Origin of the sequence: Nocardiopsis sp. NPDC006832, from assembly GCF_040635885.1 — a bacterium.
Taxonomy (GTDB): domain Bacteria; phylum Actinomycetota; class Actinomycetes; order Streptosporangiales; family Streptosporangiaceae; genus Nocardiopsis.
The window spans coordinates 67,898-88,636 of sequence record NZ_JBEYLC010000003.1; the positions used below are offsets into that span (position 1 = coordinate 67,898).

Below are 20,739 nucleotides of genomic sequence, written 5' to 3' on the forward strand. Positions count from 1 at the left end.
TGCCGACGAGGACACGATTACATAGCGCTTACATCCGACCAAACCCACGGACAAGTGGCGAGCATCACGCTATGCTCGTGAGAGTGATGGTGCTGATGCACGTGCATTCGTTAATGCATTAGCACGCACGCATTCCCTCAGTCGAAGACGCAAGGAGCGACAGGAACATGACCGCACACAACGGCATCCGCGCGACCGACCTGACCGAGGCCTCCTGGCAGAAGGCCAAGCGCAGCAACTCACAGGGGGCCTGCGTCGAGATGGCGCGTCTCCACGACGGATCCATCGCGGTTCGCAACTCGCGCTTCCCCAGCGGTCCGGCCCTGGTCTACACGCAGGAGGAGATCGACTGCCTGATCCTGGGCGCCAAGGACGGCGACTTCGACAACCTGCTCGGTTAGGGCGGCCCGCTTCGCGCGGAACGGAGGGGCCCACCCGTATCTCGTGGCACGACGGTGCGACACACCGTGGGGCGGTGTACGTGCCGATCCGGTAAGCCACCCCCCTTGCTCTCTCCCGGGTCACCCGAGCTACGGGCTCCAGCGAGAAGAGGGGGCTCCGTCGCAGACGGAGCCTTCTCTTGCCCCACCCACCGGGGCGAAGAGGTTCTTCAGCAAAGGGTGTGGGGGCTGGAAGGGACTCAGGCCTCGTCGAGGTCCTTGAGCATGTCCTTGAGCATCGAGACCGTCTCGTCAGGGGTGGCGGCCGAGACGCTGAGCTTGGTCATCGCCTTGGTGTAGGCCTCGACCGTGGACCGCTTGTCCACGATGTCGCCGTCGGTCAGGTGCTCCAGGTACAGGACGTCGGACAGTTCGAAGTCGGAGAAGCGCAGCAGCGTGAAGGACCCGGCCTCGGCGGCGTGCGCACCCACCTCGAACGGGATGATCTGCAGGGTGATGTTGTCCCGGTTCTCACAGATGTCGATCAGGTGGCGCAGCTGACCGCACATGATCTCCTTGCCGCGCTCGCGGCCCCCGATGGGCCGACGTACCGCCGCCTCGTCGAGGATGATCCACATCTTCTTGCCGCTGTTGAGGTGTTCCTGTCTCTTGAGTCTGGCCTGGATGCGCTGCTCGGAGAGGGTGTCGGTGTCGACACCACCGGAGATGACCTCGCGGGCGTAGTCCTCGGTCTGCAACAACCCCGGCACGAACTGGGACTCGTAGACACGGATCTGGTCGGCCGCCTCCTCGAAGCCCACATAGCGGGTGAACCACTTGTGGAGGGCGTCGCCGTACTCCTTCCACCAACCCGGTTTGTTGGATTCGAGGGCCAGTTCCTTGAATTCCCTCAGGAGCTTACGGTCGGTGACCCCGTACATCTTGAGGAGGTCCTCGATATCCCGAGGCTTGAATCCGACCCGCCCCAGTTCCATACGGCTGATCTTGGAAGCGGAGGCTCGAATCCTCTCGCCCGCTTCCTCACGGGAGATGCCACGTAGTTGCCGGTACCGTCGAAGCTGCTCTCCCAGGAGCATGCGGCGCACGGTGGGGCCACTCCCCTGACGCAAATGAGCGATATCCACGTTCGCCGCCTCTCTTCTTTCTCCGAACAAGAGTATCGGTTCGCCCGGTCCCCTTTGTCGTGCGACCGGGACACTACACCTCCACGGTATCGACGGCGTCCCGTTCCACCCTCGCCCGCCCCTCCCCGGGGCGGCCCACCCGGCCGACGGCCCCGCCTCGCACGGCGGGACGCCCGGCAACGAGCCCCGAGTCATCGACTCACACGAATTGTGCCCAAACGAACTTTCCACCGGGCGGCGTGGGAATCACTCCCCACTCTCGCGCGAAAGCACTCACCAGGGCAAGCCCTCTGCCTCCCTCGACCCCGGAGATCGCTTCCCTTCTGCGCGGCAAGTGATCTCCACCGTCACGAACCGCGCAGATGAATTCACTACCGCTGCGCATGAGGGAGAGCTGAATACCCGATCGGCCCCGTTCGGTCAAGGCGATCGGGCCTCCATGACGTACCGCATTGGTGACCAATTCCGAAACGACGACCGAGACATCGCTCGACAAGTGCTCCATGCCCCATTCGAGGAGCAGGGCGTCGGAAATCTCCCTGGCCGCGCCGACCGTCCGTGGGCGGGGCTCGAAAGTCCACGTGACGGCGTCGTGCCGATCACCGCACACCGGTGTGTTCCAGCGTGGGGACCCGTGGGTCAGGACCCTGAGCCACCATGCGTCGGCAGGCTCCGCCACCGCCTCCGCACACTCCATGCCCTTCAACTCCTCACTGACGCACCGCACCGCAGACCACAGAATGGGTGTGAAGCTCGTGCTGCTGCACGGGCCGAATGCACGTGCATCTCAGTCTTGGATGACATCGTAAGCCACGGCCCGATCACGCGCAGGCAAACGGCGGCACCAACCGAAAAGCTTTGCGGCGGCGCAGGTCAACACCATTACGGACGACTGAAGAAGTCATGGAACGCCGGTTTCCCGCAGAACTGAAAGGCGTACCCGGGTACGTACCGACCAGTAGGCATGCGGATATGATTCCTCCGCGCCCACCACGTGATCAATGGAGGTAACACCATGTCCCCAACGCCTCGTGTGGCGATCGTGACCGGCGCGGCCCGCGGCATCGGCGCCGGCACCGCCGAGCGCCTCGCCCGTGAAGGTCGCTCCGTCGCCGTTCTGGACCTGAAGGAGTCCGACGCCCAAGAGGTCGTGGACCGGATCACCGCCGACGGTGGCCAGGCCATCGCGGTGGGCTGCGACGTCTCCGACGCCGACCAGGTGACCGCCGCCGTCGACACCGTCGCCGAGCGGCTCGGCCCTCCCGCGATCCTGGTCAACAACGCCGGGGTGCTCCGCGACAACCTGCTGTTCAAGATGTCCCCCGACGACTGGGACACCGTCATGAACGTGCACCTGCGGGGTTCGTTCCTGATGAGCAAGGCCGCCCAGGCCCACATGACCGCCCAGAAGTGGGGCCGGATCGTGAACCTGTCCAGCTCCTCGGCGCTGGGCAACCGCGGCCAGGCCAACTACGCGGCGGCCAAGGCGGGGTTGCAGGGCTTCACCAAGACCCTCGCCATCGAGCTGGGCAAGTTCGGTGTCACCTGCAACGCGGTGGCCCCCGGTTTCATCGAGACCGCGATGACCCGCGCCACCGCCGAGCGGATCGGGATCAAGTACGACGACATGAAGGCCTTCAAGCAGGCCGAGATCCCCGTGCAACGCGTGGGCCTGCCGGAGGACATCGCCAACGCGGTGGCGTTCTTCACCGGTGAGGACGCGGGCTTCGTGTCCGGCCAGGTCCTCTACGTCGCCGGCGGCCCCCTGGACTGACCGCTGGGAGAACATGTGCCCCACCGGCGATGATGTCCGGTGGGGCACTGTCGTTTCGGACGAACACTCAGGCGGAGTGGCCGGCGCGCTCGGGGAAGGGGGTCGCCTCGGCGGCGGATTCGCCCGTGTTCTCCTGGGCGGCCAGCGGGTCCCAGTAGTCGCGGTACTCGATGATCTCCCCGTCGCGTGCGATCACGACCGCGATGTAGCGCATCCGGTAGTCACTTCCGGTCTCCTTGGCCACACCCTCCACTTCGAGCTCGGCGATGGCCACGTTCGGGTCGGTGGTGACGTGCACCGCGTTCCGGTGGACCGCCCGCACGTCCAAGTGGTCGGTGTAGTGGCGCAGGTACTCCCGCACCGCCGCGCGCCCCTCGAACCACCGGGGCGCGCCGGGTGGCGCGAACGGCAGCTCCATGGTCCCCTCCTCCGCCCACAGGTCGGCGAAACCGAGCATGTCCTTGGCCAGAATCAGCCTCAGGCCCTCGTCGATGAGGTCGGAGGCGTTCTTGAGCGGTGCGCCCATGACGCGACCACCTTTCCTTCCATTGGGACGATACGGTACCGTCCCGACGAACTCTAACGGAACGGTACCGTATCGTCCACACGTATGATGGCGACATGAACGACCACACCCGGCGCACACCCACCGGAGCCGCCGTCCTGCGTCCCCAAGTCACCTCGGCCATCGCCGAGGCCGTACTGGACGAACTCGCCGAGCGCGGATACGGGCGCCTGTCCATGGAGGGCGTGGCCAAGCGCGCCGGTACCGGCAAGAGTTCCCTGTACCGCCGCTGGCCCTCCAAACAAGAGATGGTGATCGCGGCACTGACCGAATTCAGCGTGCCGCCGGCCGAGATCACCGACACCGGATCCTTGGAGGGCGACCTGCGCGCCACGTTGGAAGCGGTGCGCGCCTGGCTCACCCATCCGCGTTTCGCGGCGATCCTGCCCGACCTGACCGCCGAGGCCGGACGCGACCCGAACCTGGCCCGGGCGATCGAGAGCGCGATCGGCGGACCACGCCGCGCGCTCGGGGAAGCCACCCTGCGTCGGGCCATCGAGCGCGGGGAACTCCCCGAGGACACCCATCTGCCCCTGGCCCTGGACCTGCTGGCCGCGCCCTTGTACTGGCGCTTGAACATACTCCGTGCCGAGGTCGATCCCGACTACCTGAACGCCCTGGTCACATACCTCCTTCGGGCCCTGAACGCCCGCTGATGACGAGGGCCGGACCCGAACGCTCGCGCACCCACCGGCCGTGGTCGGCGGGTGCGCGAGCGTCGAGGGCAACGAGTTCTGTGTGCTCTCCTCCCTGGAGGAGTGACCGTTCCTCAGTAGAGCGTGGTGCCGACGGCGACGTGGTCGTCGTGGGCGCCGGGCCCCTCGATGGCCTCGACCACCTCGGTGACCAGGTCCTCCAGGAGGGTGATCCCGGTGGCGTAGTCGGTGTTGTGGTCCGACATCACCGCGATCAGGTACTCGTGCTCGGGCCCGGCCACGTAGCCGACGCTGTTCATGATCCACAGTCCCCCGTTGGACTCGCGTGGGGTCCACCCGTTCTTGAGTCCGACGGTGTCGCCGCCGGTGGCGACGGCCGACACACCCCACGCCTGGTCGGGACCGACCGACTCCATGAGCTCCCGGACGTGCGCTCGGTCCTCCTCGGTGAGCGGCCCTTCGTCGGTGTACAGGGCCCGCAGCAGGCGGATCTGGTCGGAGGGGGTGGTCATGGTGGCGCCCCAGGAGCCGCCCGGATGGGGTTCGGTGCCGGTGAACCCCAGGGATTCGGCGTGGCGCAGGAACCCGTCGGTGAACCCCAGGCGCAGATAGAGACCGTCGGTGACCTCGTTGTCGCTGAAGCGGATCATCTGTTCGACCTGGGCGAGCTCGGTCGCGGTGAGGTCCCGCCCCTCCTCGTCGGCGCTCAGGTGCAGCATGGTCAGCACGGTCAGCTTCGCCACGCTCGCCGAGGGGAAGCGGTCTTGTCCGTTGTGGCTGTAGGTCGTCCCGGTGCGCAGGTCCTGGACGGCGATGCCGAAGTCGACGCCCTCGCCCAGGGCCGCGACACGGTCGTCGAGGGCGGCGCGGGTCTCGGGGGGCAGGGCGGAGCCGCCGATGGCCTGGGCGGGCAGGGGCGCGAAGGGTACGAGCGGCACCCGGGAGTCCACGACCAGTGGGGCCAGCACCGCGTTCGCGGGGAGCGCGGGGACGGCTCCGGCCGGGGTCGCGGCGGGCAGGAGCAGGGCGATGCAGAGGGCGAGCGGGACGGACGCGGCCAGGGGCCGGGTTCGTCTTTCGGCGAGGAGACGCCGGAGCACGCGATCACCGGTTCGTTGCGCCTAGGGGATGGGGGAGGCATCGACCCGGCGGGACGGGCCGTTCGGATTATTATCCACAGCCACCGAGGAGAAATCACCCACCCGATATTGAATCGGTACGGAGTCCCCTCAGGGGCGTCCGGTTCGGGCGTCCTCGTCGATCCCCCGCGCCACCAGCGCCTCTCCCGTGGCCTCGGCCATCCGCAGCAGGTGCACGATCACCGGCACCACCAGGAGGTAGGGCCGCCCTCGCAGGCCACGTGCGCGGTAACCGTCCCCGGCCGCGGCCCAGGCGGTCGCGACCATGGGGATGGACCGGATCGTCAACGCCAGCACCAACGCCACCCGGTCCGGGTCCACCCCGACGTGGCGCAGCGGCCGGGACAGACGTTCGAACAGGTCGAGCATCTCCTTGACCCGGGTGGACAGGGTGATCGCGTTGGCGAGCAGGACGAGTCCGGCGAGCTGAGCGCACAACCGCACACCTTCGGTCCACTCGCCCACGAACAACGCCTGGAACACACCGATGGCCAGCAGGAACGGCCACAGTGCGCGCAGCACGGCCAGTGCCCGGCGCAAACCCAGCCGGGCGGCCGGGTAGAGCAACAGGGCCAGGAGCAGGGTGGCCAGGGCCGCCCACAGGTTCGCGGCGACGATGAGCACCACACCGAGCACGAGCAGGGCGAGCAGCTTCGGGCCGGCCGGAATCCGGTGCAGCGGACCACCGCCGGGGACGTACAGCCCGACCACGCTCACGAGGTCCGTCCCGATGTCGGCCCGTCGTCCATGAGCTTGGTGTAGAAGGCGATGGCGTCCGCCGGCACACCGTCGAAGACCACCCGTCCCTCGTCCATGACCAAGACCCGATCGAAGTCGGCGAGCAGGTCGAGGTCGTGCGTGAACAGGACGACCTGCTGCTGGAGACCGTCCAGGGTGTGGTGCACCATACGGGTGTTGCGCAGGTCCAACAGGGTGGTGGGCTCGTCGCACACCAGCACGTCCGGCTCGGTGACCAGCACCGACGCCAACGCCAACAGCTGCTTCTGACCACCGGAGAGCAGGTGTCCGGGGTGGTCGCGGTGGCCGTCGAGGCCGTGTCGCACGAGGATCTCGTCGACCCGGCGCGCGGTCTCCGCACGACCCAGGCGCAGGGGCCGCAGCCCGATCTCCACGTCCTCCACGACCGTCGGCATGATGATCTGGTTGGCGGCGTCGGAGAACACGAAGCCGACGCGGCGTCGGATGTGCTTGGCGTGCCGGCGGGTGTCCCACTCCCCCAGCGACACACGGCCCTCGTCGGGCAGGACGAGTCCGTTGAGGGTGCGGGCGAGCGTGGACTTGCCCGATCCGTTGGCCCCGATCACACCGATGCGGTGCTGCGCCAGGTCCAGGGTGATCGCGCGCAGGACCGCGCGGTCGTCGTAGGAGTGGGAGACCCCCTCGATGCGGATCATCAGGTGTTCTTCCCCGTCTCCGTACCGGAGGTGACCGGGCGACCGGCCGGCGGGATGGGGTAGGCGCGGAACACGGTGGCGGCGATGAGCGCGGTCACCACGGCCTTGACGACGTCACCGGGCAGGAACGCGACCATGGCCGTGGCGGTGGCCAGGACGCCGTCGCCCAGGACGACCCCCATCCACGGGACTCCGATGGCGTAGATGACGATGATGCCGCCCAGGGCGTTGATCAGCAGCCCCTGCCAGAAGCGGTACTTGCCGCCGCGGACCATGAGGTCGGTGAGCAGGCCGATGACCAGGGCCGCGAACACCCAGCTCACGATGAACCCGGCGGAGGGTCCGGCCAGGACCGCGAGTCCGCCGCGACCACCCGCGAACAGGGGCAGACCGGCCAGGCCCAGGGCGAGGAAGGCGACCACGGCGAGGGTTCCGCGCTTCCAGCCCAGGAGACTCGGGGCGAGCATGATGCCCAGGGTCTGGAGGGTGATCGGCACCGGGGAGAACGGCAATGGGATGGCGACGGTGACGCTCATCGCGGCGATGAGCGCCGCGAAGATCGCGATGAGCGCCAGGTCACGGGCGGTCAGACCGCGGTGACGGACGTGCTTCCTGGTCCCGGTGTCGGGCATGGGTGGATCCTCTCGGGGAGGTGGTGGGAGGTGGTCGTCCCCCATTGTCCGATACCGGGGCCTTCGAGGCAGTGGCCGGGGCGTACAGAAGCCGGGCGGAGGTGTTGTGGACTTCCGTCAACGTCGCGGGGCGACCCGGGGCCGGCCCGGAGAACATGACGAGGGCCCCGGGCGCGCGACGGTGTGAACCGCCCCGCGCCCGGGGCCCGGGTGAGAGCTCCCGTGGGAGCGTTTCTCAGGGAAGGTAGGTGGCCGCCCCGGAGAACTCCGCGAGGGATCCACCGGCCGAGATCGACTCCCGCGCCGGGATCTCGGCGTCCTCCTTGGCCTTCAACAGGTCGCCCAGGCCCACCGCCTCCTCAGGTGTGAGGAAGGCGGCGCCGTCGGAGTCCGCGAAGACGACGTCACCCGGGTGCACGACCGCGCCCGCGATGGTGACCGGCACGTTGATCGCGCCCTCGATCCCGCCGATGCGGGTGGTCAGCGGGCTGAATCCACGCGAGACCACCGGGAAGTCGTAGGCCAGGGTCTCGTCGTGGTCGTTGATCGACCCGTCGATCACCGCTCCCACCGCACCTCGGGCCTTGGCCGTGTAGGAGACCAGTCCGCCGAAGCACGAGCGCTGTCGGTCACCGGACTGGTCCACGACCAGCACGTCGCCGGGGCGCAGCATGTCGACCGCCATGTGGACGGCGGTGGAGTCCAGGTGCGGGATGCGCACCGTGACCGCCGTACCGACGAACTTGAGCGGGCGCCTGTTCGGCTGCAGACCGAGCGCGAAGCCGTGGTCCCGAAGATGACCGAGCGTCGAGACGCACGTCTTCTCCAGTTCGGTGACGATCCGACCATCGATCTGTTCGGGCATGTCGTTGACGACGAACACGACTGTTCCTTTCTCAGGGTGCTTGTTTCAAGGATTTCGAGGAGCGGTGGCTCACTTCGCGCTCGAAAGCTCGGGGATGAAGGTGACGATGTCGGGCACCATGATGAGGATGGCCACGACCACCAGGTCGGCGATGATGAACGGCACGATGCCGCGGAAGATCCGTCCCAGACCCGCTTCGGGGACCGCGCCCGAGTAGACGAACGCGTTCATCCCGACCGGAGGCGTGATCAGCGCCATCTCGGCGACCTTCACGATGAGGACGCCCAGCCAGAGGCCCTCGAAGCCGTATCCGCTCAGGATCGGGTGCAGCAGGGGCGCCGCGACGAGGATCATCGAGATCCCGTCGAGGAACATGCCGAGCGGCAGCAACAACAGCAGGCACAGCACCAGCACGACGTAGGGTTCCAGGTCGGCGGCCAGGACCGCGTCCACCACCGCCGTGCTCGCCCCGGACAGGGCGAGGAAGTAGGTGAACACCCCGGCGCCGGCCATGAGCAGGAACGTCATGGCGGTCAGTCCGACTGCCTCGGTGACCGACTCCTTGATCGCGCTCATCCAGCGGGGCGGCCTGGTGCGGATGAGCAGGATGACGAACGCGGACACCGCACCGAAGGAGGCCGCCTCGGTGGCGGTGGCCAGACCGAGGTAGATCGTGCCGATGGAGACCATGAAGATGACCACCAGGAGCATGAACCCGAACAGGTCGAGTTTGGGCTCCGGGGTGCCCTCACCTGTGGCCTCCCCCTCGGCGGCCACGGTGGTCTCCGAAGTGGTCGTGGCCGACGCCGACGACCCACCGGCCATCGCCGGTTCCCTCTCCATCGACGCGTTGGCCCGGTCCCGCTTGCGGCGGGCGGCCAGGACCATCAGCACGATGGTGATCCCGTAGAGGAGGATCGTCAGTAGGCCTGGGCCGATGCCCGCCAGGAGCAACTCCCCGATACTCTCCCCGGTGACGACGCCGTACAGGACGAGCACGATGGACGGCGGGATGAGCACACCCAGGGTGCCGCCGGCACAGACGACTCCGGCCGCCAGACGGATCCCGTGGCCGGCCTTGACGATCGCGTCGGTGGACACCCGGGCCATGGTCGCCACGGTCGCGACACTGGATCCGGTGACCGCGGCGAACAGACCCGATCCGGACAGCGACGCGAGCGCGGCGCCTCCCGGGAACCGGCGCAGCACCCGTGAGGCGAGGTCGAACCCCGCCTGGGCCAGCCGGGCGTGGACGGCGAACACACCCATGAGGATGAACAGCGGGATGATCGTCAGGGAGTAGTCGGCCGAGGTCGAGAACGGCTGGTTGGCCGCCGTGCTGACCGCGGCGTCGGTCCCACGCATGAGGACGATGCCGACCAGGCCCGCCACCATGAGGGAGAGTCCCACGTGGAACCGGATCGCGAGCAGTCCGAGGAAGAGCGCCAGGACCGCGATGACGATGAAGAGTGTCGCAGCGGTCATGGGGTGCCCTCGCTGTCTTTGTGTTGTGCGGCGGAGTGGGCCTGTTCGATGGCGGCGTCCACCTCGTTGCTCTCCAGCACCTCACCGGAACGGAACGCGCGGAACTCGAGGACTTCCTTCCAGACCGCCATGACGAAGAACAGGAGGAAGGAGAGGAAGAGCACGAGCTTGGCCGGCCACGTGGCCAACCGCAGGATGTCGTTGGTCGTCTCCCCACGCTCATAGGCGCTGATCAGGACCTCGCCCATCCCCCAGACGATGAGGACGCCCAGGACCAGCATCAGGACCAACCTGATCCCGGAGAGGACCATGCGCGTCCTGAAACCGAGGCGCGCCTCGACGAGGGTGACGGAGACGTGCTTTCCGTCGATCTCGGCGGAGGCCAACCCGAGGAAGGCGATGGTCACCAGGAGCAGTGTCGAGATGTCCACCGTGCCCAGGACCGACTGACCGAACACACCGCGCCCGACCACGTCGGCGACGGTCAGGAACATCAGGGCCAGGAGCAGGAGTCCGGCGACGATGTTGAACGCGGTGGAGGTCCCTCTCACCGGCCGTGGAAAGCTGATGCGGCTCACTCTTGCCGTCCTTCCATGCAAGCGGCGAGCGGGCTGACGTAGTCGGAGACCCGGGTCTCCTCCTCGATGATCCGCCGGTAGTCGTCGAGCACGGACTGCGCGTCGTAACCGCGGTCCTCGTAACGCGACACCCAACTCTCCGCGACGCCCGACTCCTCCTTCCACCGGGAGGTCTCCTCCTCCGGAAGGGAGAGGAACTCCGTCCCGCTCTCGGTCATCTCCTGGCAGGAGACCTCACCGAGTGCGTCCATCTCCTCCAAGCCGATGGAGATGCCCTGGGCGGAGGCCTCCAACAGCGCCTCCTGGTATTCCTCGGGCATGCCTTGGAACAGCTCCTCGTTGATGACCGCGATCGAGGATGCGTACGCACCGATGCCGGGGTCCATGAGGTAGGGCGTGGTCTGCGACAGCCCGAAGGTGGGCAGATTCGCCAGGGCCAGCGAGGTGTAGCCGTCCACGACACCACGGCTCATCGACTCGTAGATGTCGTTGGCCGTCATGCCGATGGGGTTGGCGCCCGCGGTGAGCATCACGTCCGAGGTCAGGCCGCCGGCCCGGATGCTCCTTCCCCTCAGGTCGTCGAGGCTCTCGGCCTCCTCCTTCAACCCGATAGCCGCGATACCGAGCGGAATCGGAAAGAGCGGCCGGACGCCCTGACGGTCGAAGTCCTCCCGGTAGGTCTCGTTCTCCTCGTACAACCGCTCGATCGCGGTCATCTGTACCTCGGGGTTGTCGGTCTCGAACGGCAGTTCGATGACCGTGTACATGGACAGGTCCGAAGCCGCGTAGATGGACCCGACCTGAGCCATGTCCGCGCGGCCGTCCAGGGTCGCCTGGGCCGATTCCTCCGCGCCGACGAGGCTCTCCGAGTAGTGGAGCCGAACGGTGACACCACCGTCGGTGAGTTCCTCGACCTGTTCCGCCCATCGCTGCGCCGTACGCGACTGGTCCGACGTGGCGTTGGAATAGGTCGTGTAGTGCAACACGTAGGTGTCGTCGCCCAGAGCGGTACCGCTACACGCGGTCAGTACCGCCAGGGCCGCGCCCGAGGCCAGGAGTCCGGTGGCACGGGATACCGAACCACCGGCTCGGGCACGTCTTGCGCCTGCGTTCATGTCTCACGCTCCTGTTGGGGCCACGCCGTAGCGACGAAGGGTCAGGGCGGGGTTGACCTTGCGGACGTGGTCGAGCCGGTCACGTTCGACGACGGCCTTGCCGATGCCCGGGGCCTCACCGACGGTGGCGATGGCGATCCCCATCGGGTCCACGACGGCGCTGTTGCCGGCGCCGGTCGGGGCGCTCTGGTCGGCGGCGAGAACGTAGACGGTGTTCTCGATCGCCCGGGCCCGCACCAGGGTGTTCCAGTGGTACTCCTTCAAAGGACCGGGAACCCATTCGGCGGGCAGGGCGATGATGTCCGCGCCGGCGTCCACGAGGATCCGCGAGACCTCCGGGAAGCGCAGGTCGTAGCAGGTCTGCATGCCCACCTTGAAACCGTCGACCTCCAGGATCTGCGGCTCCTGCGGGTCGGCGGCCAGGACACGGTCGGACTCCTTGTAGCCGAACGCGTCGTAGAGGTGGACCTTGCGGTAGACCGTCTTGACCTCGCCGTCCTGGATACCGACGAGGGTGTTGTGGATACGGCCACCGGTGGCCGTCTCGTTCACGCCGGCGATGATGGAGAGGTCGAGTTCGGCGCTGAGGGCGCGCAGGCGCGAGACCGCCGGACCGTCGAGCGGCTCGGCGCTGTCGACGAACCGATCGTCCATCGCGGGGGCGGTGAACACCGCGTACTCCGGCAGCACGGCCAGGCGCACGCCACCGGTGGCGGCCTCACGCAGCATCCGCTCGATCTCGGCCAGGTTCTCGGCCTTGTCCTCGGCGGGCGCGAACTGCACGACTGCAACGTTCAGGGACATCAACGGCTCCTCAGCTCGTTCTCGATGTTTCGCAGGGTGTCGAGCGCTCCGGTGAACCCGGACAGCAGCGCTCCGTACTGCATGGTGGTCACGATGGTCTCGGCATTCTCCTCGACCGCGAGACGTTTTTCCGCGTCGCTCCAGGCGGGCAGGACCCACGGCTTGCCGGCGGCCTGGGCCGCGCGGGCCAGGTGGCGCAGGTCCGCCAGGTCCTCCTCGCCGGCGGTGTAGGCGCCACGGTCACGACGCAGCGACAGGTCCGAGGGACCGATGAAGATGCCGTCGACCATGGGCAGGGCGAGGATCTCATCGATCTCCTCCAGCGCGGAGGCGTCCTCGATCATGGGGTAGCAGCGTGTCCCGGTGTCCTGCCGGGTGACCCACTCGTCGGTGAAGCCCCGGAAGTCGGAGGTCCGGCCGCCCGCGAAGGACCGGTCGCCCAGCGGGGGGAACTTCGCGAATCCGCAGACCTCCTTGGCGTGGGCGGCCGACTCCACGTGCGGGATGGCCACGATGTTGGCTCCCAGGTCCAGGGCCTGCTGGATCGGGCCCCGCTCCGGTCCCAACACCTTCGCGATGACGTCCATGCCCTTGGAACGGATGAGCGGCATGATCCAGTCCAGGGCCGCCAGGTCGAACGTCCCGTGCTCGATGTCGAGTACGACCGTGCCGTATCCGGCGAGGTTCGCCATCTCCACCGCCGCCGCGGAGGGCTCGGAGAGCCAGACCGCATGCCGCTTGTCCATTTGCGCGCTCAAGGTGCTTCCCTTCAAAGGATGTGACGCACACCGCTAAATATCTGGTGTGGACACCTTGTATACACGGAGCATCCAGGCTGTGTAAAGGTAGGGTGGGCTCTGTGTCACATCAAAACAGCATCGCAACCGGGGGTAGCAAACCTCGACAGTCCGCACGGGAGCGCGCATACGAGATGATCGGGGCCGCCATCCTGGCCGGCACGTTCGCCGAGGGCGAATTCCTTGACGAGGCGGTCCTGGCCAGGGAGGTCGGCACCTCCCGAACACCGGTGCGTGAAGCGCTCCACCGTCTCCAGGCCGAGCGCTTCGTCGACCTCGTGCCTCGACGTGGCGCGCAGGTCCGGGTCGTCACCGCCACGGAGATGCGCCAGATCTATCAGGCCCGTTTCGTCATCGAGGCCAACGCCATCGGCAAGATCTGCGATCGCCGTCTGGGCGCTCCCCCCGAAACCCCGGAGCTCATCGAAGCACTGGAGACCGCCGGCCGGAACCAGGACTGGAACGAGTTCGCCCAACTCGACCAGCGATTCCACTCCTGCATCGTTCAACATCAGGGCAACGCGGTCCTGGCCCAGATGTACGACTCCCTACGACCACGACAGGTGCGTCTGGCGGTACGCACCATCACGCAGGGCCCCGAACGCTTCCCCATCATCGAGCGCGAACACCGTGAACTGGAGGCCGCGCTCAACGCACACGATGCCGCCCTAAGCACGAGGATCCTCAACGTGCACCTCCAGGAGGTGCCCGAACTCGTCCGAGCCTTCTCGGAGTGACCCGGCTCGATCGACGCTCGATCGGCATGGTTCGCCCGAACCCTGGAACGCCGGGTCCCCCACCCCCCATGGGCGAGCGGCCCGGCGCTCGGCGACCCGGTCGACCCCCGGCATGCCCCGATCAGTCCTCGTTGGGGTCCTTCTCCGCGTCCTTGTGCGCCGGATGCACGGTGCCGGGCTCGTGGTCCGGCGGACCGTAGAGCGCATAGAGCTTCAACGGCCGGTCACCGGTGTTGACGACGTTGTGCCAGGTCCCCGCCGGGACCATGATGACGTCGTCGTCCTCGACCTCCCGGACGAAGTTCAGATCGTCCTCGGCCGGCCCCATCTCGGTGCGTCCACTCCCCTGCTCCACCCGGAGGAACTGATCGTTGTCCGGATGGACCTCCAAGCCGACGTCGTCGCCCACGGCGATGCTCATCACGGTGAGCTGTAGGTGCTCGCCGGTCCACAGCGTGCGTCGATAGTGGCTGTTCTCGACGCTCGCCTCCTCGATGTCGACGACGAACGGTCTCCCGCCCCGGTCCTTCCCGGTGGTGTAGTCATCGCTCACGGCCGTACCTCCTGGGGTCACGCGTGGAACAGTTCCCGACCTGCCTCACCCTAGGCACCAGCGTGTGAAGCACCCAAGAAGGCACGGCCGGGGTCCACCGGGTTCACCCGTCCGAGAATCCCCACCGCCTCCGCAGGTCCGCGCTCACCGTTTCGGTGTCCCGATTCCGGGTCTCGGGGACGAACCTGGCCACGAAGACCAACCCCACCAGACAGATGGCCGCGAAGATCCAGAACGTGGGGCCCTGCCCGATGAGTTCGATGACCGGCAGGAACAGCAGGCTCACCAGGAAGTTGGCCAGCCAGTTCACCGTCGCGCCCACGCTGGACCCGGTCGCCTGGTGGTCGGTCGGGAAGAGCTCCCCGAGCAGGATCCAGAAGATCGGGCCCATGCCGACACCGAACGACAGGATGTAGGCCATCATGAACACGAGCATGAAGAGCGGGGCCATGCCCACGCTGAATGCCAGTCCCAGCAGGCCGATGGAGACGAACATACCGGTCAGGGAGATGAGCAGCAGCGGGCGACGGCCGATCCGGTCCACGAGGCTGAGCGCGACCAGCGTGATGACGACGTTGACCACACCGATGAAGACCGAGTAGTAGATCGCGTTCGACGCCGACAGCCCGGCCTGACCCATGATCGTCGGCGCGTAGTAGAGGATCGTGTTGATCCCCACGAACTGCTGGAGCGCGGCCAGGGCCACGGCGACCAGGAGCGCCGCCAGGGCCGTGCCCTTGAACAGACTCGACGACCCCCTACGGGCCCTCTCCTCCTCTTCGCGATGTTCCTCGGTGACCCGGGCGACCACCTTGTCCGACCCACCCGGTTCGGCGACGCTGTCCACGACCTCCCGCGCCCGCTGTGTCCTGCCGTTGCGGATCAGCCACGTGGGCGATTCGGGCAACCACACGGCCGCGATGAACAGGAGCGCGGCGGGGATGGCACCGACCCCGAACATCAGGCGCCACATTCCGGCGTCGGCCAGGGCCCAGTTCACCAGGTAGGAGACGAGCAGGCCCACGGAGATGAACAGCTGGTTCAGGCCGAGGATGCGCCCTCGGATCTGCGCCGGCGCCATCTCGCCGAGATAGGTCGGCACCGTGGCCGACACCCCGCCCACGGCCAGGCCCATGACGAACCGGCCGGCCACCAGCGTCCAGTATCCGGGGGCCAGGGCCGCGGCCATGATCCCGACGAAGAAGACGACGCCGATGGCGCCCATGACAGGACGGCGCCCGTAGCGGTCGGCGATACGCCCGCAGCCGAGCGCGCCGATGACGGCACCGAGCAACAGGATGCTCACGGCCGAGCTCTGTTGGAAGGACGTGAGCTCGAAGTCCTCCTGGATGAACAGCAGCGCGCCGGAGATGATGCCGGTGTCGAAGCCGAACAGGAAGCTACCGAGGGTGATCCCGATCGCCCATCTACGGACGGTCCTGAGTCCCTTGGGCGTGAGCTCGACGAAATGGCTCTGCTGCCTGGGACGGGTGTTCAACGGTTGGCTGCTCATGGCTCCCGGTTCTCCATGATCTCCGCGCCGGTACTTCCGGCCCGGTAGTGGTGGAGGGGGACCCGGCCGGCGTTCCACGCCCGCAGCACCGGCTCGACGATGCGCCACGACTCCACCGACATGTCACCGCGCACCGACAGGGGCATCTCGTCGGAGAGCACTCCTCGGAGCACCTCGCCGTATTCGAGCAGTTCACCGGGGTCGTAATCGGTGGCCAACGTGACCGGTGAGACGTCGTAGGGGTCTCCCGGGCCGTTCACGTTGAGGTCCATCCCGATGTGGCGAGAGCCCAGACCGATACGCAACCGGTTCTCGACGAGGTCGCCGACGAGGCCGGTGGGGACGTGTTGTGGGGCCTTGAAGCGAAAGACGATCTCCTGGCGGGGCGAACCGATCGCCTTTCCGGTGCGAATCCGGAACGGCACACCGTGCCATCGCCAGGTGTGGACCGCGAACACGACCTCGCACAGGGTCTCGGTGCCGCGTTCGGGGTCGATACCGTCCTCGTCCACGTAGGCGGGCATCGAACGGCCCTCGACGGTGCCGGCGGTGTAGCGGGCGCGGTGGCTGAACCGTTCCGGATCGTCCCGCCACACGCGAGTGGCCCGCAGGATCCGGGCCTTGGCGTCACGTTCGTCGCGCGCGTCCAGGGTGCCGGGTGGTTCCATGGCCACCATCGCCAGGACCTGGAGCAGGTGGCTTTGGACCATGTCGCGCAGGGCTCCGGTGACGTCGTAGAAACCGGCCCGACCCTCCAGTCCCAGGGACTCCTCGAAGAGAATGTCGACGGACTCCACGTGCTCGGAGGAGAGCAGTGGTTCGATCACCCGGTTGGCGAACCGGATGCCGAGGATGTTGAGCACCGTCGTCATACCGAGAAAGTGGTCGACCCGGTGGACCTGTTCCTCCGGCACCAGGGCGTGGAGCAGCTCGTTGAGCGCGATGGCGTCGGCCATGTCGGTACCGAAGGGTTTCTCCAGCACCAGGCGCGTGCCCTCGGGGACGCCGATGCGTTCCAGGATCCGGCAGCTCCCGACCACGACCGCGGGCGGCAACGCGAAGTAGAGGGTGACGCGGCCTCGGGCTCGGGCGAGGAGTCGACGCAGGTCGGATTCGTCGGTGGCGTCGGCCTGGACGTAGCGCGTGTTGCGTACGACGGTGTCGACGTCGGGCCCGCTCACACCCCCGTCCGCGAACGCGCGGGCCACCGTCTCCTGCCACTGCCCGTCGGTGCCCTCACCCTGGCCGCTGCCGATGAGGAGGAGGTCGCCCAGTGCGTCGGCGGCGACCAGGGTGCCCAACCCGGGCAGGAGCAGACGTTGGGTCAGGTCGCCTTGCGCACCCAGGATGATCAGGGTCTGGACCGATTCTTCCACCGAGTCTTGCATGGGTCTCCCGTTCACCCGGCGAACCCCGGACCGGCCGGCCCCGGACGCCCGGTGATCGGGCGAACGGCGTGCCCGTCTCCGGTCCGGCACCGAGGTCGGGGTGTTCGCGCGAGATAGTGATGAAGAGGCGATCCAGACGGACCGCCGAAGGTGTACGCCGTGACCTTGGCGACCGGGGGACGCGCGACCTCGTCGAGCGCGCCCTCCGGTGTGCGCCTGTGCGCCGAGCCGCCGGCTCCGCGCCGTGTGCTCACACGGGCGTCGGCGTCACAGGCGCAGGACCGGCTTCAGGACGCGGCCCTCGGCGGCGTCGGTGGCGGCCTCGTTGATCCGGTCCGGCTCGTAGAGGCGGACCATCTTGTCGAAGGGCAACCGTCCGGCCCGGTACAGCCCGACCAGTTCCGGGATGAAGTCGAAGACGTCGCTGTCTCCCTCGGTCACACCACGAATGGTGCGTCCGTTGAGCAGGAAGTTGACGTCGAAGGTGCCGTCGGTGCCCACGGGAGGCGCGCCGACCACGGCCGCCATACCGTCGCCCACCGCCAGGGAGTCGACCGCCTGGCGAAGCAGCGCGGGTACCCCGCTGCTCTCCAGGGCGTGGGTGAGTCCCCGGCCGCCGGTGATCTCGGCGACGCGCGTGACGGTGTCCTCCTCCTTGCCGTTGATGGTGTGGGTGGCGCCCAGTTCACGGGCCAGTTCCAGACGGGAGGGCACGATGTCGATGGCGATGATCTTCGCGGCCGGGGTGAGCGCGGCCCCCATGACCGCGGACAGGCCCACCGCTCCGGCTCCGAAGATCGCGACCGTGTCCCCGCTGCTCGGGTCGAGTTCGTGGAGCACGGCCCCCACACCGGTCTGGATCCCGCAACCCACCGGCGCCAACATCGCGAGTTCGTCCTCGTCGGCAGCCTCCACCGGGACGACGCTGCGCGCGTGGGCCACGCAGTACGTGGCGAAGGAGGACTGTCCGAAGAAACGGCCACCGATCGCCTCACCCGTGGTGGAACCGATCGGGGTGGTGCCGTCGGGGCGCCTGCCGTCGAAGTTGAGGGAGAGGAAGTCGACGCAGTAGGCGGGGTGTCCGTGCCGGCAGGATCGGCACTTCCCGCAGGAGCTGAAGGAGAGCAGGACCTTGTCGCCGGCCGAGACGTGGGTGACGCCCTCGCCCACCGCCTCCACCACGCCGGAACCCTCGTGGCCGAGCACGGCGGGCAGGGGGGTGTGCAGGTGCTCGTCGCGGGTGGCCAGGTCGGTGTGGCAGATCCCGACACCCACCACGCGGACCAGGACCTCGTCGCTACGGGGTTCCTCCAGGCGGACGTCCTCCCAGGTGAAGGTGCCACTACCGGGATGGACCACCGCGGCCCTGGCTTCGGACATGACCGAGTCCTCTCTTGCGTCCGTCCCCCGAGAAGGGGAGATCGGGCACATTCTCCGTCAGGGGGAACGCGGTGGCCGCAGGACGCGCCGAGTGATCCGATGTGGTCTAGCCTGGTCACCATGCCCGCGACCCTGAACACCCACCCTCCCGAACGGCTGCACCTGGAGGAGCTGGTCTTCTCCGTGCGGGTCTCCTCACGGCGCAAGACGGCGGGGATCACCGTGGATCGGGACGGATCCCTGATCCCGCACGTCCCCGAGGACATCGAGTGCGCACGAGTCCAGGAGTGGGTGCGACGCAAACGGCACTGGGTCCGGGACAAGTTGGCGGACAAGGACGTGCTGATCTCACGCCGACCTCGGCGCGAGTTCGTCTCGGGTGAGGGCTTCGACTACCTGGGCCGCCGCTACCGGTTGAAGGTCACCGACCAGGTCCCCGGCGTGCACTTCAACGGCGCTCGACAGCGCTCTCCAACCGGGCGTATCTTCGGTGTAGACCCCGTCGAGTGAGGGTGGAGCACAGCATCATGACAGCTGAACCGATCGAACCGGATGCAATGGCGGCGGCATTGGCGGGAGCCCTCGCCGACCGTGGGCTCGTCTTGGTCTCCGCCGAGTACCTGGAGAACCTGGAAGACGCTGCGGACAGTGCCGCGGTGGAAAACCTCGCGGGCGAGGAGACATCGCCCTTCCGGCTCGAGGACTATGTGTGAGCCGATATCAGGTGGAAATCACGTCCACTGCCCGGAAGACACTTCGTAAAATCGATCAGCCTTCGCGCAAGCGGATCGCCGTGGCGATCTCTGAACTGGCGGATGAACCTCGTCCTTCTGGATGCAAGAAACTCAAAGCCAGAGATGGCTATCGCATCCGTATCGGAGATCATCGGGTGATCTACACGATCGATGATGGCCAGGTCACCGTGGTGGTCGTCAAGATCGGTTCTCGCGGCGACGTATACGGGCACTGAAATACCAGGTGAAGGACACTGCCGGCGGAGTGGATGAGGGCTGAAAGCCCTCGCATCGGAAACGCTGATCGGTGGTCGAGGTCGGCCGTTGCTCCTCGGTGACGTTCTGAGCGTGGTCTAGCCTGGTCACCATGCCCGCGACCCTGAACACCCACCCTCCCGAACGGCTGCACCTGGAGGAGTTGGTCTTCTCGGTGCGGATCTCCTCACGGCGCAAGACGGCGGGTATCACTGTGGATCGGGACGGATCCCTGATCCTGCACGTCCCCGAGGACATCGAGTGGGCACGGGTCCAGGAGTGGGTGCGACGCAAACGGCACTGGGTCCGGGACAAGTTGGCGGACAAGGACGTGCTGATCTCACGCCAACCTCGGCGCGAGTTCGTCTCGGGTGAGGGCTTCGACTACCTGGGCCGCCGCTACCGGTTGAAGGTCACCGACCAGGTCCCCGGCCGGCCCCCGTATCCTCGTCCCGCATGGTCGTGACGATCAGGTCGCAGAAGGGCGCTTCGGTGTTGGGGTCCAGGCCGGTGTCGTCGGCCTGCCTGCCGGCCCTCCTTCACATCGGCGTGCAGGTCCGGGAACGCCTCGTACATCGCGGCCCGGTTGCCGTCCAGCCGGGTGAGGATCTCGTCGAAGCGTTCGGAGAGCCTGCCATAGTGCTCGGGGTCCTGGTCCAGGTTCTGGCTGATGTGGTGGCGTAGCGCGTGTTCCCTCTCCGGGGCCTTGGCCCGGTCCGAGGACAACGCCTCGATCTTGCTCTCGAAGTCGCTCGCGGTGATGGCCGTGAGCGGGATCTTGGTCCGGATGTCGTGCACGCGGATGTACTGGTCGATGAGGTCAGGGACC

At 67.5% G+C, this 20,739-nt stretch carries 26 protein-coding genes; 8 read left to right on the top strand and 18 right to left on the bottom strand.

Annotation, left to right across the window (positions count from 1 at the left end; genetic code table 11):
- Positions 1–167 precede the first annotated feature (167 nt).
- Positions 168–401 (top strand): DUF397 domain-containing protein, encoded by a 234-nt coding sequence (locus tag ABZ717_RS02235; RefSeq protein WP_304074560.1) that lies wholly within the window; start codon positions 168–170, stop codon positions 399–401.
- Between the two features lie 239 nt (positions 402–640).
- Here ABZ717_RS02235 and ABZ717_RS02240 read toward each other — a convergent pair whose 3' ends face one another.
- Both ABZ717_RS02240 and ABZ717_RS02245 read right to left on the bottom strand, forming a co-directional pair.
- Positions 641–1,477 (bottom strand): helix-turn-helix transcriptional regulator, encoded by an 837-nt coding sequence (locus ABZ717_RS02240; RefSeq protein WP_067597277.1) that lies wholly within the window; start codon positions 1,475–1,477, stop codon positions 641–643.
- Between the two features lie 247 nt (positions 1,478–1,724).
- Positions 1,725–2,222, bottom strand: coding sequence for an ATP-binding protein (locus ABZ717_RS02245; RefSeq protein ID WP_358504256.1), 498 nt, complete (start codon positions 2,220–2,222; stop codon positions 1,725–1,727).
- A gap of 318 nt (positions 2,223–2,540) precedes the next feature.
- On the opposite strand from ABZ717_RS02245, the gene fabG reads away from it, so the two are divergent.
- On the top strand, positions 2,541–3,299 hold the full coding sequence (gene fabG / locus ABZ717_RS02250; RefSeq protein WP_358504258.1) for a 3-oxoacyl-ACP reductase FabG: 759 nt from the start codon (positions 2,541–2,543) through the stop codon (positions 3,297–3,299).
- A 67-nt stretch (positions 3,300–3,366) separates the two neighbouring features.
- Here the strand turns inward: fabG and ABZ717_RS02255 are convergent, their stop codons facing one another.
- Entirely contained in the window at positions 3,367–3,825 is a 459-nt protein-coding gene (locus ABZ717_RS02255) for a nuclear transport factor 2 family protein (RefSeq protein WP_358504261.1), read from the bottom strand.
- Between the two features lie 95 nt (positions 3,826–3,920).
- On the opposite strand from ABZ717_RS02255, the gene ABZ717_RS02260 reads away from it, so the two are divergent.
- Positions 3,921–4,520 carry a TetR/AcrR family transcriptional regulator gene (locus tag ABZ717_RS02260; RefSeq protein WP_358504264.1) on the top strand — a complete coding sequence of 200 codons (600 nt, stop codon included), beginning with the start codon at positions 3,921–3,923 and terminating at the stop codon, positions 4,518–4,520.
- A 113-nt stretch (positions 4,521–4,633) separates the two neighbouring features.
- Here ABZ717_RS02260 and ABZ717_RS02265 read toward each other — a convergent pair whose 3' ends face one another.
- From ABZ717_RS02265 to ABZ717_RS02310, 10 genes are all read right to left on the bottom strand, one after another.
- Positions 4,634–5,620 (bottom strand): serine hydrolase, encoded by a 987-nt coding sequence (locus ABZ717_RS02265; RefSeq protein ID WP_358504267.1) that lies wholly within the window; start codon positions 5,618–5,620, stop codon positions 4,634–4,636.
- A 129-nt stretch (positions 5,621–5,749) separates the two neighbouring features.
- Positions 5,750–6,376: an energy-coupling factor transporter transmembrane protein EcfT gene (locus ABZ717_RS02270; RefSeq protein WP_358504270.1), complete on the bottom strand. Its 627-nt coding sequence runs from the start codon at positions 6,374–6,376 to the stop codon at positions 5,750–5,752.
- Positions 6,373–7,074 (bottom strand): ABC transporter ATP-binding protein, encoded by a 702-nt coding sequence (locus ABZ717_RS02275; protein ID WP_358504273.1) that lies wholly within the window; start codon positions 7,072–7,074, stop codon positions 6,373–6,375. The genes ABZ717_RS02270 and ABZ717_RS02275 overlap by 4 nt, the downstream gene beginning before the upstream one ends.
- On the bottom strand, positions 7,074–7,706 hold the full coding sequence (locus tag ABZ717_RS02280) for a biotin transporter BioY (RefSeq protein ID WP_358504276.1): 633 nt from the start codon (positions 7,704–7,706) through the stop codon (positions 7,074–7,076). The genes ABZ717_RS02275 and ABZ717_RS02280 overlap by 1 nt, the downstream gene beginning before the upstream one ends.
- Positions 7,707–7,941: 235 nt before the next feature.
- On the bottom strand, positions 7,942–8,589 hold the full coding sequence (locus tag ABZ717_RS02285; protein WP_358504279.1) for an RraA family protein: 648 nt from the start codon (positions 8,587–8,589) through the stop codon (positions 7,942–7,944).
- A gap of 51 nt (positions 8,590–8,640) precedes the next feature.
- Positions 8,641–10,056 (bottom strand): TRAP transporter large permease, encoded by a 1,416-nt coding sequence (locus ABZ717_RS02290; protein WP_358504282.1) that lies wholly within the window; start codon positions 10,054–10,056, stop codon positions 8,641–8,643.
- Complete coding sequence (locus ABZ717_RS02295; protein WP_358504285.1) at positions 10,053–10,634, bottom strand: TRAP transporter small permease; 582 nt, start codon at positions 10,632–10,634, stop codon at positions 10,053–10,055. The genes ABZ717_RS02290 and ABZ717_RS02295 overlap by 4 nt, the downstream gene beginning before the upstream one ends.
- The gene (locus tag ABZ717_RS02300) at positions 10,631–11,749 is read right to left on the bottom strand and encodes a C4-dicarboxylate TRAP transporter substrate-binding protein (RefSeq protein ID WP_358504288.1); all 1,119 of its coding nucleotides are present in this window, start codon (positions 11,747–11,749) and stop codon (positions 10,631–10,633) included. The genes ABZ717_RS02295 and ABZ717_RS02300 overlap by 4 nt, the downstream gene beginning before the upstream one ends.
- A gap of 3 nt (positions 11,750–11,752) precedes the next feature.
- Positions 11,753–12,553, bottom strand: a complete 801-nt coding sequence (locus ABZ717_RS02305) for a carbon-nitrogen hydrolase family protein (RefSeq protein WP_358504291.1) — start codon at positions 12,551–12,553, stop codon at positions 11,753–11,755.
- Positions 12,553–13,311 carry an aldolase/citrate lyase family protein gene (locus ABZ717_RS02310; RefSeq protein ID WP_358504294.1) on the bottom strand — a complete coding sequence of 253 codons (759 nt, stop codon included), beginning with the start codon at positions 13,309–13,311 and terminating at the stop codon, positions 12,553–12,555. Before ABZ717_RS02310 ends, ABZ717_RS02305 begins: the two co-directional genes overlap by 1 nt.
- Positions 13,312–13,430: 119 nt before the next feature.
- Between ABZ717_RS02310 and ABZ717_RS02315 the strand changes: the two genes are divergently transcribed.
- Positions 13,431–14,087 (top strand): GntR family transcriptional regulator, encoded by a 657-nt coding sequence (locus ABZ717_RS02315; protein WP_358504550.1) that lies wholly within the window; start codon positions 13,431–13,433, stop codon positions 14,085–14,087.
- Between the two features lie 121 nt (positions 14,088–14,208).
- On the opposite strand, the gene ABZ717_RS02320 is transcribed toward ABZ717_RS02315, so the two are convergent.
- The 4 genes from ABZ717_RS02320 to ABZ717_RS02335 all read right to left on the bottom strand — a co-directional run bounded on the left by ABZ717_RS02320 (position 14,209) and on the right by ABZ717_RS02335 (position 18,921).
- Positions 14,209–14,640 carry a cupin domain-containing protein gene (locus tag ABZ717_RS02320; RefSeq protein ID WP_067597214.1) on the bottom strand — a complete coding sequence of 144 codons (432 nt, stop codon included), beginning with the start codon at positions 14,638–14,640 and terminating at the stop codon, positions 14,209–14,211.
- A 103-nt stretch (positions 14,641–14,743) separates the two neighbouring features.
- Entirely contained in the window at positions 14,744–16,153 is a 1,410-nt protein-coding gene (locus ABZ717_RS02325) for a sugar porter family MFS transporter (RefSeq protein ID WP_358504297.1), read from the bottom strand.
- Positions 16,150–17,541 carry a glucose-6-phosphate dehydrogenase gene (locus tag ABZ717_RS02330; RefSeq protein WP_358504300.1) on the bottom strand — a complete coding sequence of 464 codons (1,392 nt, stop codon included), beginning with the start codon at positions 17,539–17,541 and terminating at the stop codon, positions 16,150–16,152. Before ABZ717_RS02330 ends, ABZ717_RS02325 begins: the two co-directional genes overlap by 4 nt.
- A gap of 267 nt (positions 17,542–17,808) precedes the next feature.
- Positions 17,809–18,921, bottom strand: a complete 1,113-nt coding sequence (locus ABZ717_RS02335; protein ID WP_358504303.1) for an NAD(P)-dependent alcohol dehydrogenase — start codon at positions 18,919–18,921, stop codon at positions 17,809–17,811.
- A gap of 120 nt (positions 18,922–19,041) precedes the next feature.
- Between ABZ717_RS02335 and ABZ717_RS02340 the strand changes: the two genes are divergently transcribed.
- The 4 genes from ABZ717_RS02340 (at position 19,042) to ABZ717_RS02355 (ending at position 20,376) form a co-directional block, all read left to right on the top strand.
- Positions 19,042–19,431 carry a YgjP-like metallopeptidase domain-containing protein gene (locus ABZ717_RS02340; RefSeq protein ID WP_358504306.1) on the top strand — a complete coding sequence of 130 codons (390 nt, stop codon included), beginning with the start codon at positions 19,042–19,044 and terminating at the stop codon, positions 19,429–19,431.
- 17 nt (positions 19,432–19,448) lie between these two features.
- On the top strand, positions 19,449–19,634 hold the full coding sequence (locus tag ABZ717_RS02345; protein WP_358504309.1) for a hypothetical protein: 186 nt from the start codon (positions 19,449–19,451) through the stop codon (positions 19,632–19,634).
- Positions 19,631–19,891, top strand: coding sequence for a type II toxin-antitoxin system RelE/ParE family toxin (locus tag ABZ717_RS02350; RefSeq protein ID WP_358504311.1), 261 nt, complete (start codon positions 19,631–19,633; stop codon positions 19,889–19,891). Before ABZ717_RS02345 ends, ABZ717_RS02350 begins: the two co-directional genes overlap by 4 nt.
- Before the next feature lie 131 nt (positions 19,892–20,022).
- Positions 20,023–20,376 (top strand): YgjP-like metallopeptidase domain-containing protein, encoded by a 354-nt coding sequence (locus tag ABZ717_RS02355; protein WP_358504314.1) that lies wholly within the window; start codon positions 20,023–20,025, stop codon positions 20,374–20,376.
- On the opposite strand, the gene ABZ717_RS02360 is transcribed toward ABZ717_RS02355, so the two are convergent.
- Positions 20,310–20,708: a hypothetical protein gene (locus ABZ717_RS02360; protein ID WP_358504317.1), complete on the bottom strand. Its 399-nt coding sequence runs from the start codon at positions 20,706–20,708 to the stop codon at positions 20,310–20,312. The two genes, ABZ717_RS02355 and ABZ717_RS02360, sit on opposite strands and share 67 nt — an antisense overlap.
- Between the last annotated feature and the right edge of the window lie 31 nt (positions 20,709–20,739).